Annotated in this window: 13 protein-coding genes; 4 read left to right on the forward strand and 9 right to left on the reverse strand. The window is 68.9% G+C overall.

Annotation, left to right across the window (positions count from 1 at the left end):
• Positions 1–203: 203 nt before the first annotated feature.
• From purL to purS, 3 genes are read right to left on the reverse strand one after another with little or no spacing between them, the layout of a single operon-like run.
• Entirely contained in the window at positions 204–2,504 is a 2,301-nt protein-coding gene (purL, locus tag AC0QSG_RS13245) for a phosphoribosylformylglycinamidine synthase subunit PurL (RefSeq protein ID WP_475375732.1), read from the reverse strand.
• Positions 2,501–3,256 carry a phosphoribosylformylglycinamidine synthase subunit PurQ gene (gene purQ / locus AC0QSG_RS13250; RefSeq protein ID WP_435727762.1) on the reverse strand — a complete coding sequence of 252 codons (756 nt, stop codon included), beginning with the start codon at positions 3,254–3,256 and terminating at the stop codon, positions 2,501–2,503. The genes purL and purQ overlap by 4 nt, the downstream gene beginning before the upstream one ends.
• The gene (gene purS, locus AC0QSG_RS13255; protein WP_435727763.1) at positions 3,256–3,507 is read right to left on the reverse strand and encodes a phosphoribosylformylglycinamidine synthase subunit PurS; all 252 of its coding nucleotides are present in this window, start codon (positions 3,505–3,507) and stop codon (positions 3,256–3,258) included. The genes purQ and purS overlap by 1 nt, the downstream gene beginning before the upstream one ends.
• Before the next feature lie 178 nt (positions 3,508–3,685).
• Between purS and AC0QSG_RS13260 the strand changes: the two genes are divergently transcribed.
• Together AC0QSG_RS13260 and AC0QSG_RS13265 are read left to right on the forward strand one after the other, a co-directional pair.
• The gene (locus AC0QSG_RS13260; protein WP_475377353.1) at positions 3,686–3,814 is read left to right on the forward strand and encodes a hypothetical protein; all 129 of its coding nucleotides are present in this window, start codon (positions 3,686–3,688) and stop codon (positions 3,812–3,814) included.
• Positions 3,811–4,221 (forward strand): YchJ family protein, encoded by a 411-nt coding sequence (locus AC0QSG_RS13265; protein ID WP_475377315.1) that lies wholly within the window; start codon positions 3,811–3,813, stop codon positions 4,219–4,221. Before AC0QSG_RS13260 ends, AC0QSG_RS13265 begins: the two co-directional genes overlap by 4 nt.
• A gap of 7 nt (positions 4,222–4,228) precedes the next feature.
• On the opposite strand, the gene AC0QSG_RS13270 is transcribed toward AC0QSG_RS13265, so the two are convergent.
• Positions 4,229–5,551: an ATP-binding protein gene (locus AC0QSG_RS13270; RefSeq protein WP_475375733.1), complete on the reverse strand. Its 1,323-nt coding sequence runs from the start codon at positions 5,549–5,551 to the stop codon at positions 4,229–4,231.
• Between the two features lie 293 nt (positions 5,552–5,844).
• Here AC0QSG_RS13270 and AC0QSG_RS13275 point away from each other — a divergent pair, with 293 nt between their 5' ends.
• Together AC0QSG_RS13275 and AC0QSG_RS13280 are read left to right on the forward strand one after the other, a co-directional pair.
• A complete protein-coding gene (locus tag AC0QSG_RS13275) occupies positions 5,845–6,831 on the forward strand; it encodes a hypothetical protein (protein WP_475375734.1) in 987 nt (328 codons plus the stop codon).
• The gene (locus tag AC0QSG_RS13280) at positions 6,828–7,184 is read left to right on the forward strand and encodes a GntR family transcriptional regulator (RefSeq protein WP_475375735.1); all 357 of its coding nucleotides are present in this window, start codon (positions 6,828–6,830) and stop codon (positions 7,182–7,184) included. The genes AC0QSG_RS13275 and AC0QSG_RS13280 overlap by 4 nt, the downstream gene beginning before the upstream one ends.
• Before the next feature lie 682 nt (positions 7,185–7,866).
• On the opposite strand, the gene AC0QSG_RS13285 is transcribed toward AC0QSG_RS13280, so the two are convergent.
• The 5 genes from AC0QSG_RS13285 to AC0QSG_RS13305 all read right to left on the reverse strand — a co-directional run bounded on the left by AC0QSG_RS13285 (position 7,867) and on the right by AC0QSG_RS13305 (position 12,762).
• The gene (locus AC0QSG_RS13285) at positions 7,867–8,955 is read right to left on the reverse strand and encodes an ArsA family ATPase (RefSeq protein WP_475375736.1); all 1,089 of its coding nucleotides are present in this window, start codon (positions 8,953–8,955) and stop codon (positions 7,867–7,869) included.
• Positions 8,956–8,999: 44 nt separating this feature from the next.
• Positions 9,000–9,254 (reverse strand): cory-CC-star protein, encoded by a 255-nt coding sequence (locus tag AC0QSG_RS13290; RefSeq protein ID WP_435728168.1) that lies wholly within the window; start codon positions 9,252–9,254, stop codon positions 9,000–9,002.
• Between the two features lie 118 nt (positions 9,255–9,372).
• Positions 9,373–11,070, reverse strand: a complete 1,698-nt coding sequence (locus AC0QSG_RS13295) for a carbon starvation CstA family protein (RefSeq protein WP_435728169.1) — start codon at positions 11,068–11,070, stop codon at positions 9,373–9,375.
• Positions 11,071–11,293: 223 nt separating this feature from the next.
• Positions 11,294–11,821 (reverse strand): SSI family serine proteinase inhibitor, encoded by a 528-nt coding sequence (locus AC0QSG_RS13300; protein ID WP_475375737.1) that lies wholly within the window; start codon positions 11,819–11,821, stop codon positions 11,294–11,296.
• Positions 11,818–12,762: a 3-methyladenine DNA glycosylase gene (locus tag AC0QSG_RS13305; protein ID WP_475375738.1), complete on the reverse strand. Its 945-nt coding sequence runs from the start codon at positions 12,760–12,762 to the stop codon at positions 11,818–11,820. The genes AC0QSG_RS13300 and AC0QSG_RS13305 overlap by 4 nt, the downstream gene beginning before the upstream one ends.
• Between the last annotated feature and the right edge of the window lie 39 nt (positions 12,763–12,801).

Below are 12,801 nucleotides of genomic sequence, written 5' to 3' on the forward strand. Positions count from 1 at the left end.
TCGGCCATCTAGAACGTCCCTCGGAGTAGTTACGAAGAGACCCCGGCCGTATTCGGCTGGGGTCTCTTCTGTTGCGCGCCTATTTTCGACGAAGGCAGATGCCCCCCGCCCCCGTTTGACCGAAGGTAGATGTCGGATTCGTGGCCGAAACCGACATCTACCTTCGTCGAAACGCGAGGGGGAGGCAGGTGGCTTTGTCGAAGTTAGAAGTACTTCGGCAGCGTCCCCTCGTGGGCCTCGCGCAGTTCCGCCAGGTCCAGGGTGAACTGGCCCTGCACCTCGAGCGCATCGGATTCCGTGTCGACGACGCCGAGGCGCACCACCGGGTACCGGCGGGCCGTGGCCATGTCGTTGAAGCGGACCTCCTCCGAGCGGGGCACCGCCACGACGGCGCGCGCCTGGGACTCGGAGAACAGCGCCGTGAACGCGTCCACGCCGTCCCGGTCGCAGAGGTCGTCCAGCGCCACGCGGGCGCCGACGCCGTAGCGCAGCGACATCTCGGACAGGGTCGCCGCGAGCCCGCCCTCGGAGAGGTCGTGCGCGGAGTCGATCATGCCGTCGCGGGAAGCGTTGATCAGGATCGCGCCGAGCGTCTTCTCCGCGGCGAGGTCGATCTTCGGCGGGAGGCCGCCGAGCTGCCCGCGGATGTTCGCGTACTCGGACCCGTCCAACTCGTCGCGCGTGGTGCCGAGCAGGTAGATGGCCTGGCCGTCGGCGTCGTCACGCCAGCCCGAGGGCGTGCGGCGCGCGACATCGTCGAACTTGCCGAGCACCGCCACCACGGGGGAGGGGTGGATCGGCGTCGAACCCGTCTGGTTGTAGAGCGAGACGTTGCCGCCGGTGACCGGGACGCCGAGCTCCATGCACGCGTCGGAGAGGCCGCGGATGGATTCGGCCAGCTGCCACATCACGTCCGGGTCTTCGGGGGAGCCGAAGTTCAGGCAGTCGGACACGGCCATCGGCACGGCGCCGGACGTGGCGACGTTGCGGTAGGCCTCGGCCAGGGCCAGCTGCGCGCCCGTGTACGGATCCAGGAACGCGTAACGGCCGTTGGCGTCGGTGGACAGCGCCACGCCCAGACCGGTCTCCTCGTCGACGCGGATCACTCCGGCGTCGTCCGGGGCGGACAGGGCGGTGTTGCCGCCGACGTAGCGGTCGTACTGGTTGGTGATCCAGGACTTGTCGCACATGTTCGGGGACGCGACCAGTTCCAGCACCGCGGCCTTGAGCGCCTCGCCCGTGGCCGGAAGCCCGGCGCCGGCGTCGGAGGACCGGAAGGTCTCGGACTGCAGCTTGTCCTGCCACTCGGGGCGCGCGTACGGGCGGTCGTAGACCGGACCTTCGTGCGCGACCGTCTTCGGGTCGACGTCGACGATCGTCTCGCCGTTCCACGTGATGATCAACCGGCCGGTGTCGGTGACCTCGCCGAGCCAGGAGTACTCCACGGCCCACTTCTCCATGACGGCCTCGAACGCCTCGACGTTCTCCGGGGAGACGACGGCCATCATGCGTTCCTGCGACTCGGACATCAGGATCTCGCCCGGGGTCAGGGTCGGGTCGCGCAGCAGGACGGAGGTGAGCTCCACCTGCATGCCGCCGTCGCCGTTGGAGGCCAGCTCCGACGTGGCGCAGGAGATGCCCGCGGCGCCGAGGTCCTGGATGCCCTCCACGAGGGAGCCCTTGAACAGCTCCAGGCAGCACTCGATGAGCACCTTCTCGGCGAACGGGTCGCCGACCTGGACCGCGGGGCGCTTGGACGGCTTGGTGTCGTCGAAGGACTCGGAGGCCAGCACGGAGGCGCCGCCGATGCCGTCCCCGCCGGTGCGGGCGCCGAACAGGACCACCTTGTTGCCCTTGCCGGAGGCGTTGGCCAGGCGGATGTCCTCGTGGCGCATGACACCCACGGCCAGGGCGTTGACCAGCGGGTTGCCCTGGTAGACGGAGTCGAAGACCATCTCGCCGCCGATGTTCGGCAGGCCCAGGGAGTTGCCGTAGCCGCCGATGCCGGCGACCGCGCCGTGCATGACGCGGGCGGTGTCCGGGTGGTCGATGGCGCCGAAGCGCAGCGGGTCCATCACGGCAACCGGGCGGGCACCCATGGAGATGATGTCGCGCACGATCCCGCCGATGCCGGTCGCCGCGCCCTGGTAGGGCTCCACGAACGACGGCGAGTTGTGGGACTCGATCTTGAAGGTCACGGCCCAGCCGTCGCCGAGGTTGGTCACGCCGGCGTTCTCGCCGATGCCCACCAGCATGTCCTTCTTCATCTCCTCGGTGACCTTCTCGCCGAACTGGCGCAGGTGGTTCTTGGAGGATTTGTAGGAGCAGTGCTCGGACCACATGACCGAGTACATCGCGAGCTCGGCGGCGGTCGGGCGGCGGCCCAGGACCTTGATGATCTCCTCGAACTCGTTCTGCTTCAGGCCCAGTTCGGCCCAGGGAAGCTCGGTGTCCGGGGTGGTGGCGGCGTGCTCAACGGTGTCGATGTTGAACTGCTGGGTCACTTGGTTCCTCCAACGAGGGTGGTCAGGACGGAGGTGAACATGCCCAGTCCGTCGGTTCCGGTGTGGTCGGGACCGTAGCCGGCCTCGACGGCGTGCTCGGGGTGCGGCATGAGGCCCACGACGTTTCCGGCGGCGTTGGAGATGCCGGCGATGTCGCGGCGGGAGCCGTTCGGGTTCCAGCCGACGTAACGGAACACCACGCGGCCCTCGGCCTCGAGCGCGTCCAACGTCTTCTCGTCGGCGATGTACTGCCCGTCCTGGTTCTTCAGGACGATCGAGATCTCCTGGCCGGCGTCGTACTGGTTGGTCCAGGATGTCGCGGCGTTCTCGACGCGCAGCGTCTGGTCGCGGCAGAGGAACTTCAGGTGGTCGTTCTTGATCATCGAACCGGGCAGCAGGTGGGATTCGGTGAGGATCTGGAAGCCGTTGCAGATGCCTAGCACGGGCAGTTTGGCGTCCGACTTCGCGGCGTCGATGATGCGGCCCATCATGGGCGCGAAGCGTGAGATCGCCCCGGCGCGCAGGTAGTCGCCGTAGGAGAAGCCGCCGGGGATCACCACGGCGTCGACGTCGGAAAGGGTGTCGTCGCCGTGCCAGAGCGGCACGGCCTCGGCGCCGGCGAGGCGCACGGCGCGGGCGGCGTCGCGGTCGTCCAGCGTTCCGGGGAAGGTGACGACGCCGATGCGGGCGCCGGAGAGCGCGGCGCCCGGCGCGGGCGAATAGTCGCCGATCAGGGGGATTCCGGTGCTCATTATTCGGCGACGACCTCGACGTTGACGACGTCCTCGATCACCGGGTTGGACAGGAGCGTCTCGGCGGCTTCGCGGGCCTGCGCCAGGACGGCCTCGGTCACCTCGCCCTCGACGGTGAGTTCGAACCGCTTGCCCTGGCGGACGCCGGAAAAGGCGTCGAAGCCGAGCCGCGGGAGCGCCCCCACGATGGCCTTGCCCTGCGGGTCAAGGATTTCGGGCTTGGGCATAACATCAACAACGATCCGGGGCATCCGGTGTCTCCTGTGCGCGAGGGGTGTGGTTAAAGCCGCCTGCGGAGGTGCCGTCTCACGCCAGGGTGCCGGCGCTCCGCGAGCTTGCCCGCCCAGTCTACCGGCTCGACGCCGGGCGGCCCGGCGTCCGTGACCGGTGCCACTGGGGTGCGGAGAGCGGGGGACGTAATCTGGTGCCATGGCTACACAACGATCGACCGACGGGCGTCCGCCGTCGTTCCTGCTCCCCATCATGGCGACCGCCGTCGCGGCCGGGCTCCTGCGACTGGTCCTGCGCAAGCGCGCCGACGACCGGCGCGGGTCCTGACCCCGCCGGCCCCCGGCACCGCTGACGCCGCGTCCTGCCCCTGCCTGTCCGGCGAGGCCTACGGCGCGTGCTGCGGGCGTTTCCACGCGGGCTTCGACGACGGCGTGTGGCCTCCCACGGCGGCCGGGCTGATGCGCTCGCGCTACAGCGCGTTCGTGGCCGGCCGGGTGGACTACCTGCTGGCCACCTGGCATCCGTCAACGTGCCCGGAATCGCTGGAACTCGACGGCGGAACCGTCTGGCGGCGCCTCGACGTCGTGCGGGTCGAGGCCGGCGGACCGTTCGACGACCGCGGCGTCGTCGAGTTCGCGGCGCATTACCGGCACGACGGCGAACGCGGCGCCCAGCGCGAGGTCAGCGCCTTCGTCCGCGAGGACGGCCGCTGGTACTACGTGGACGGCGAATAGCGCGCCCTCACACCCGGCCGAGCGCGTCGATGTCCTCGAGGAACTTCCCGTGGACCTCGTCGCTGACGGTGGTCCGCGTGTCCGCGATCGAGTCGAGGTAGTCCTGCGTCGACGGTCCCTTGCGGGCCTGGCCCGAAACCGCCGCGCCGCCCTCCGTGGCCGCTCCGCCGTTGTCGTCGTCGTACACCGCCTTTTCCAAGGCGCGCTGGGACGCACTCCGGGCCGCGTACTCGATGTCCGCGGGGGAAAAGCCGCCGGTGCGCTCCACCAGCAGGGCCACGTCCACTCCGCCGACCACATGCGCGGGAATGAAGCGCTGCCACATGGCCTCGCGCGCCTGGCTGTCCGGCAGTCCGATCGGGATGACGTAGTCGAAGCGGCCGTGGCGCAGGAACGCGGAGTCCAGGGCGCGAATGAAGTTGGTGGCGCAGACCAGAAGGCGGCCGGGCTGTTCGCGGAACGCCGGGATGATCTTAAGCAGCTCGTTGGTGACGCCCTGCAGGGGCGACGGCGGTTCGCCCGAGCGCTGGGCGGCGATTTCCTCCACCTCGTCGATGAACACGACGCAGTGCTCCAATTCCGCGATCTCGAGGAACGTTTCGCGCAGCGCGCCGGCCAGGCCCCGCGGATCGGAGGCGAGCCGGGACGGAAACACCTCGACGAACGGCCATTCCAGCCGGGAGGCGATCGCCTTCGCGAACGTGGTCTTGCCGGTTCCGGGAGGGCCGAACAACACGACGGCGCGCGGGGGCACCACGCCGTATTCGTCGGCGAGATCCGCCTCGGCCAGGGGCAGGACGAGGCGACGCTCCAGCAATTCCTTTTCGTTGCGCATGCCGGCCACGTTCTCCCAGAGGTCCCGGGCGAGGATGCGGCCGCCCAGCTGGGCCAGCGGTTCGAGTTCCTGGCGCTGGACCGGGATTTTCCGTTCGAAGTAGCGCAGGTTCTGCTTCACGACGAAGCCGCGGTCCAGGAACGCGTCCACGCGGGTCTCCGCCTCCGGCATCAGCGCTGAGAGCTTGTTCAGCCCGTGCGGGGCCATTCGGTTTTCGACGGCGGCGAGCAGCGAGGTGCCGATGCCGCGGCCCCGGAATTCCGGCAGCGTGGCGAGGAAGACGATCCAGCCCTGGTCGTGCGCGGCGCGCCCGACGGCGGCGCCGACCACCTGCTCGCCCTGGACCGCGACGACGGCGTGGTCCTTCTCGCAGGAGGCCAGCACCTCGGAGAGCGCGTAGACGGGTTCGACGCCGGTGGCCTTGAGGGATTCCCAGAGGTGCAGGATCCCGTCGAGGTCGGCCGAGTGGAAGTCCCTGATGCGCCAGGTGGTCATGAGCGTCTCCGTTCGTTGGGGCCGCGGCCCCGGCTGCTTTCGTGCTCTCCACTCTTCTGCAAATCCACGCGGCGATCTAGGGGGCTCCGCGTGAAAGAACGGCGATTCTTCGCGTTGTGGGAAAACGGGTGCCGTACTTCCGGCACATATGTGGAACCGCATCCGGCGCCGAGCCCGCGCGCCTACCCGAATAAGGAACTGTTGTGCCAAGGTGTTGACACAAGAGGCGAGATTCGTTTGTATTATTTGGATGGCACAAGCCGTCGTCACCCACGATCGAATGGACCCACCCCATGGCCATGCTCGAGCTAGTCATGATCCTGCTGGTCGCCCTCGCGCTGGTGCTCCTCCTATGGGGCTTCGTTGCGGTGCTCCGGCGCACCCCCCACGGTGCCACGGGTCTCGCAGGGGAGCTGGCGGCGCTGGATCGTGGACGGCGGGCAGAAGCCGACCCCGGAGTGCGTTGGGTGGCGCGGACCGAAGCCGCCGCGTTGGCCGCGGGGCTCGCTGTTGCCGCCGCCTGCGCGTGGTGGGGACTCGACGGGGGCGAACACCACGGGCTGCCGTTCTTCCTTGCCGCCATGGCCGGCGCGCTGGCGGGCCTGCCGGTCATCGCGCTCGTGCCCAGCCCGCGCTGGCCCCAGGCGCGGGGCGGCGTGGTCGTCGCGGACTTGACCCCGCGCGGATCCACGAGCTTCGGCCGCGGCCGGACCTTCGCGCTTCCGCTGGCCGCGGCCTGCCTCCTGGTGGTGGGCCTCGCCGTCGCCGGGCTCGGGTCCGTTGCCGGCGAGGACGGCCAGCACCGCTTCTTGCGGAGTGTCGTCATCCCGCTGGTCGACGGAATCCCGGTGATCGGCGAGGGTGTCACCGTGCAGACAACCGGGCCTTTTCCCGGCTGGTTCTACGGTGTGCCGCTGATGGCGGGAACTTTGGTGCTGGTGGTCGGGGTGTGGTGGGTCCTGCGTCGGGCGGCGCGGGCTGCCCGCCCTGCCGACGAGGCGCTGTTCGGCGTCGACACCGCCTTGCGCGTTGTGCAAACCCGGTTCGTTGTGTCCGCGTCGACCTCTGTCCTCCTCTTCCAAGTCGCGGTGGTGTCCCTCATGGCCGGGCTGGCGTTGCGAAACTCCCAGGGCCCGATCCTTGCTCTGCTCCTGATAGGTGGCGCCTTTGTCGCCGGCCTCGCAGCACTGGTGCTCCTCTGCCGGGCGGGCGGCGTCGTGGTGGAGGGTCTGGCCGTCGCCTCCGGAGACCGCCGCGGCGCGCGTTCGGTCGCGTCGTGATCTCCGTGGATCCCGCCTCGCCGAGCCCGCCGGTTGAACAGATCCGGTCCCAGCTGGCGGCGTTGATCCGCACCGGGTCTTTGGAAGCGGACGCCCGGATGCCCACCGTGCGGCAGCTCGCGGGCGACCTGCGCGTCGCGCCGGGGACCGTGGCCAAGGCGTACAGGGAGCTTGAGGGTGCCGGGTTGATCCGCACGGGGCGTGCGGCCGGAACGCGCGTGAACCCGGGGCAGCTGACGAGTGACGCGGTGCTCGCCGCCGCCGCCGCCCTCGTTCGGGTCGCACGTTCCGCCGGCCTGGAGCTCGACGAGGCACTCGGCGTGGTTGCCTCGAGGTGGGAAGCGCGGGACTGACGGATAAGAAAGGTCCATCGCCACGCCCGGGGATGCGGCAGGCGTCCCCGCGTCAGTGCCTCGGGGCTCTCCTTGTCGGCAATCGCCGCGATGGCGAGCGAGGTGATCGGGTCCGCCCATGACCAGCGGAACCTCGTGGACAACGTGTTGCGCACATGCGAGCAACCGATTCTGTGCCCGGTGCGGACGGCCGCTGGGGACGAGAAGAACCTACTGGGGGACGGCGCTACCTGGACCACCTGGCCCATCTGGCACAGGCGAAACGCCTGCGTCTAGAGCTGTGGCACGGAAGGCGCCGAAGGTCGGAACAACGCTGCACGTCACGCAGGGTGTCGTAGCGCCGCGGTGGCCAGATTCCCTGGCGTGAAGAGCGATGCCGGGCGTCGCTTCTCTCCTCCACAGGTGCCGGTATGGGAATCTTTTCCTCGTTCGAAGGTTTGTTCCCATTTTGTCGGTGGTGGTAGGTAGCGTGGAGCCATGTCCAAGGAACAGCAGCCGACGCCGGTGCCGGACCCGCAGCGGGGTACCCGGCGGGGTGCCGGGTCAGGTGGCGAGTGGGGCTCCGAGCAAGGGGCCGAGTCGGACGCCGTGCCGGGGTCGGCGCAGGCTCCGCCACACGCCTCCTCCAACACCTCAAACCACGCAAAACCGCATGAAATCGCGGAGATCCTGCACCGTCGGTTTAGGGCTCGATCAAGCTGGGGACCGCGCGCAGTCCGTCGATCCCACGGATTTCGCCGGGTGACAAACGCAGGTTCATCTCCGGGAGCCCTGGCAGGGCGCGGTTCAGCTCGGCCACGTGGCGATCTTCGGCGGAGCGGCGCTGCGCCAGGAAGTCCCCGGCGTCGCGGGGAGACCGCTTGTTGACCAGGAGGGCGCGCACCGAGATCCCTTGTGAACGCAGGTGTTCATGGAATTCGATGGTTTCGGCCACCGGGAGCCGCTCGGCGGCCAGAACCAGCACGAATGCGGTCCGCGACTCGTCGGTCAGGAGCTCGCGGAGCCCGGCGAAACGTTTCCGGCGGCGCGTCAGCAGTTGGCGGATGCGGGCGTCCCTTGAGTCCTCGTCCTTGCGCGCGCCGCCGAGACCCACCAGGGCCTCCCCGAACTTCTCGCTGGCGGCGCGGCGGCGGAGAAGACCGTCCGTCCACGCCGTCATCATCTCCGGCAGAGCCATGAGCCGCGAAGTATGCCCCGAGGGTGCCGTGTCGAAGATCAAGACGTCGTAATCCGCGGCCGAGCCTGCGGAGCGGCCAAACCGGCCGAGGCCCGGTGCCTCCGCAACGGGAGCAGCCCTGTCGAAGGACGTCTCCGTGAGTTCGGCTATCCGCTCCAGTACGGCGGCTTCGTGGGTTCCCGGGGCATCGGCGGCCAGCTTGAGGTACTTGTCCACCTCGTGGTGCAGGTGCTCGGGCATCATCCTCCGGATGGTGGCGCCCACGTCCTTAAGGTGCCGGGCCGTGATCGCCGCCGGGTCCATTTCGACGACGTCGAGACGCCCCCCGCCTGCGCCATCAGAGTCGATGAGCGTGCGGGGGGCGTCCCCCAGGCGGCATTCGAAGAGGTGCCCGAGGTTGTGTGCCGGGTCCGTGGAAACAAGAAGGACTCGCTCTCCGGTGTCGGCACGCGCCACCGCGGTGGCAGCGGCCAGTGTGGTCTTACCGACCCCACCTTTGCCGGAGAAGAACATGACGCGTGCGCCCGGACCGAGGGCGCGGAGGTCACCGCGTCCGTCGACATCCGTGTCGGGCCGGGAAGCTTCAGAAGACATGGGTTCCTTGTGCGGGAGACGTTCTTCGTGCCATAGGGCGGGAATCAGCAACACGACAGGTTGTCGAACGGTGAACGTTCCATGCCCATGCGGCGGTGCCACTCGTGGAATCGGTCGAACATCACGGGCAGCAGCTCCAGCGTGTAGTAGCTGGCGGGATTCGGCACGCCGAGCGATTCGGAAAGGACCAGCATCATGAACAGGTCCTCCTCGTCCCGGCGGGCACGTGCCAAGGCGCTGCGGTACGGTGCCGCGTAGAACTCGGCGAGTCCGCGGCTGGCCTTTTCCATCCAACTCATGCCCGCTCGCATTCTTCGTGGTCGGTGATGGGGGGGCTGCCGGGCTGGCCGGGGCATCTCGAGGATGCCACGGCCAGCCCGTCGGGGCTACCCCCGGCCGGACTTAGGTCCAGCGGACCTACCGGTCGACCAAGCGGTCCACGTCGTCCGCGTTGTCGGCGTCCGCGGGCTCGCGCCGGGCGCGGCCCATTGCGATGACTGCCTCCACGATGACCCAGACGGCGGCCACAAGGATGACGAGGTCCAAACCGAGCAGGAACCAGTTGCCCGCCTCGTAGAAGCCCTTCAGCTGGACCAGCAGCGCCAGAACGCTCATGGCGAGGATGAACGTCAGCGGGATCAGGGCCGGCAGGACCGGACGGCGGCGCTTGATCAGCATGACCGCGACGATCGAGAGCGTCAGGCCGGCCAGCAGCTGGTTGGTGGTGCCGAACAGCGGCCAGATCAGCATTCCGCCCGAGCCATCGCCGCCCGCGCTGAACGTCAGGCCGGCGGTCACGCCGACCGCAACCAGCGTGGCGACGGCGGGATTGACGCGGATGCCGGCGATGTCGCCGACTTCGGACACCACGAAGCGCTGCAGGCGCACGCCCGTGTCCATGGTGGTGGCCGCGAACAGCACCGCCATGGTGGCCAGGATCGTGGCGGAGAGCGACTCCGGAAGCCCGAGTCCCTGGTTCACGATGGTCCCGCCGCCGGTGACGAACGCACCCACGCCGCCCTGTCCGAACGCGGAGTAGACCTCTTCCCATTCGGCCACCGTACGGAAGCCCGCGGACACGGCGATGACGGTTCCGAGGGCCAGCAGGCCCTCGCCGACGGCGCCGAAGTACCCGACGAATCGAGCGTCAGTTTCCTTGTTCAGCTGCTTCGAAGAAGTCCCCGACGCCACGATGCCGTGGAAGCCGGAGATGGCACCGCAGGCGATGGTGACGAAGAGCAGCGGAACCATCGACGGCGTGCCCTCGGGCAGATTGGTGTTGAAAGCCGGTGCCACAAGCGTGGGCGCGGAGATCAGGATGGCGCCGTAGAGGATGCCGAGGGCGATGAACAACTGCAGACCGTTGATGTAGTCGCGCGGCTGCAGCAGCATCCACACCGGAAGCAGCGAGGCGATGCCGGCGTAGACGAAGAGGATGATGATCCAGAACGCGTTCGCGCTCAGGCCCAGGATCGTCTCCGGCAGGACCACCGGGAATGCGTCACCCAGCAGGATCAGGCCGTACAGGGCCACGACGCCGAGGGCGGAGACCCACGGCAGGCTCCACTTCATGCGGTATATCGCCTGCCCGATGAACAGCGCAACCACAATGGCACCCCACGCGGGGATGACCGCCGTCGGGGTGGCGACCAGAAGGTTGGAGATCACCGTGGCGAACGCCGCGTTGACCATGAGGAGAACCAGGAACACGATCACCAGGAACAGGTTGCGTCCGCGAGCCCCGATATAGCGGCCGGAGAGAGTGCCGATCGACTGGCCCTTGTTCCGGTTGGAGGCCCAAAGGGCGCCGAGGTCGTGCATGCCGGCGAAGAACACGGTGCCGAGCGTGACCCAGAGGACCGCGGGCACCCAGCCCCAGATGACGGCGATGGCCGGGCCGACGATCGGCGCGGCGCCGGCAACGGACGTGAAGTGGTGGCCCCACAGGACGTATTTGTTGGTGGGGACGAAGTCGACGCCGTCCTGGTAGCGGTGGGCCGGCGTCTGGTAGGACGGGTCCAGCGCGAAGACGCGCCGGGCCAAAAACTTCGAATAGAGCAGATAGCCCGCAATGACCATTGCGATGCCAATGAGCGCGAGTGCGACGGAACTCAAGGCCAAACCTCTTTCCTGTGTGGGTTCGCCAGCTACTCGGTCCGTCTGCGAAGTCGTGGGTGCGCTGACGTGGGGCTTTCAGCCGTGATGGTCCGGCCGGCGAGGTTGATCAGCGCCAATCATAATGGCCAGTGCGCTGGATCACATGGGGCCGCGATGTCCAGGCTCGGCGGTGCGCCGGGGGCGCCCGATTTTGCGGTGAGCGGTTCCAGGGTGGCCGTGGTCAGGTTCCGGCGCCGGATCCCATGCCAAGCAGTGCGCGTGCCGAATCCCACTCGCCGATCTTGCACCCGTCCGTGAGGCTGAACGTCTTGTTCACCTCGCTGTCGTCGACCACTCCGTGCACGCGGGCCTTCTGCGGTCCGCCATACTGCTGCGTGCAGGCGACATCCTTGCGGGGGAGCGCCGTCAGCAGTCCGGCGTCGGGGCCGGACAAGAACGCGCAGGCGTCTTCCGGCGTCGGATGGTCGGTGCCGGCGGCGGGAGCGCCATCCACGCACACCACCCGGTGCGTGGCGTCGACGTCGGTGCCGTTCGCCATGACTTCCACGGTCACGTCCGTGACGCCGGAGCCCGCGGTGGCAGTACCGGTGGGCTCCCCACTGGTACTGCCGGTGCTGCCCCCGGATCCCCCCGGCGTTCCGGGAGTCGTCTGTCCGCAGGCGGTCAAGACCAAGAGCCCGGCGGCGAAGCAAAGCGTGGCGAACGGTCGCACGGTCCGGGGCGAACGTGGGCGGTCGGCCGCCGTCACGGCACCACCCCCGCGACCGGCGTCGTCCCCGAAATCGCCCCCGACGTCGCGGCCACCGCGGCGTCGATGTCCTCGAAGGCCGTCAGGAGTCGGCCACGCAACACGGCGGAGCGCTCCGCGAAGCCTCTTTGGAGGTCGGCGTAGCGCGCCTTGCCAGCGGGCGTTTCGATCCTGATCGGCTCGTGTCCCCAGTCGCCGAGGTCGTACGGTGAGGCCTGCATGTCCATGGTTCGAATGTCCCACGCCAACTCGAAACAGTCCATGACCAGGTCACTCGGAACCGCGGGGGAGAGCTTGTAGGCCCACTTGTACAGGTCCATGTTGGCGTGCAGGCACCCGGGCTGCTCGAGGTCCCGCTGCGTTTCGCGCGTCGGCGTCAGCTCGTTCAGGGCCACGGCCTGGGGTGCGTAGAAACGGAACGCATCGAAATGCGTGCAGCGGATGCGGTTCTCCTCGACCACCCTGTCGGTGCCGGACGCGCCCAGGCGCAGCGGCAGGTACTCGTGGCGGATCCCGTTCTCCTCCGAGCGGTACGCCATGGCCCACTCGTGCAGGCCGAAGCAGGAGAACTGTGCGGGGCGGGCCGCGGTTCCGGAGAGGATGACGCGCGCGAACCCGAGTGCCTCGGCGCGCGCGGTGGCGAAGGCGCCGGCGTCGAGTTCCATCCCGGCCCCGGCCGCGCTGTGCGCGTAGAACTTCCAGCCCGCACGCTCGCGGGCGGCATCACCCGCAAGGACGACGCCGGGGCCCGGGTGCCAGCGCCGCAGCTGGCCGGGCTTTTGGGTGTAGTAGGTGAAGAGGAAATCCTCGACGGGGTGCTTCCTGCCGGTCATGCGGCGGTCGAGGAAGGGCGCGGCGAACCGGTCCACCCGCGCGGCGTGTGCGGCGGCGCGTGGTCGCCAGAGATCCTCTGGCAGGACTTCGGGTTCCGGCTCGATCATGACTCCATTGTCGGCCGGGTGCTGCGCCGTCCGCGAATC

The sequence above is a fragment of the Arthrobacter sp. LT660 genome (genome assembly GCF_056172845.1).

Coding starts and splice junctions, on each gene's coding strand:
- purQ (WP_435727762.1), bottom strand. CDS start 3,256: ATGAGCACCGGAATCCCCCTGATCGGCGACTATTCGCCCGCGCCGGGC.
- purS (WP_435727763.1), bottom strand. CDS start 3,507: ATGCCCCGGATCGTTGTTGATGTTATGCCCAAGCCCGAAATCCTTGAC.
- AC0QSG_RS13260 (WP_475377353.1), top strand. CDS start 3,686: ATGGCTACACAACGATCGACCGACGGGCGTCCGCCGTCGTTCCTGCTC.
- AC0QSG_RS13270 (WP_475375733.1), bottom strand. CDS start 5,551: ATGACCACCTGGCGCATCAGGGACTTCCACTCGGCCGACCTCGACGGG.
- AC0QSG_RS13275 (WP_475375734.1), top strand. CDS start 5,845: ATGGCCATGCTCGAGCTAGTCATGATCCTGCTGGTCGCCCTCGCGCTG.
- AC0QSG_RS13285 (WP_475375736.1), bottom strand. CDS start 8,955: ATGTCTTCTGAAGCTTCCCGGCCCGACACGGATGTCGACGGACGCGGT.
- AC0QSG_RS13290 (WP_435728168.1), bottom strand. CDS start 9,254: ATGAGTTGGATGGAAAAGGCCAGCCGCGGACTCGCCGAGTTCTACGCG.
- AC0QSG_RS13305 (WP_475375738.1), bottom strand. CDS start 12,762: ATGATCGAGCCGGAACCCGAAGTCCTGCCAGAGGATCTCTGGCGACCA.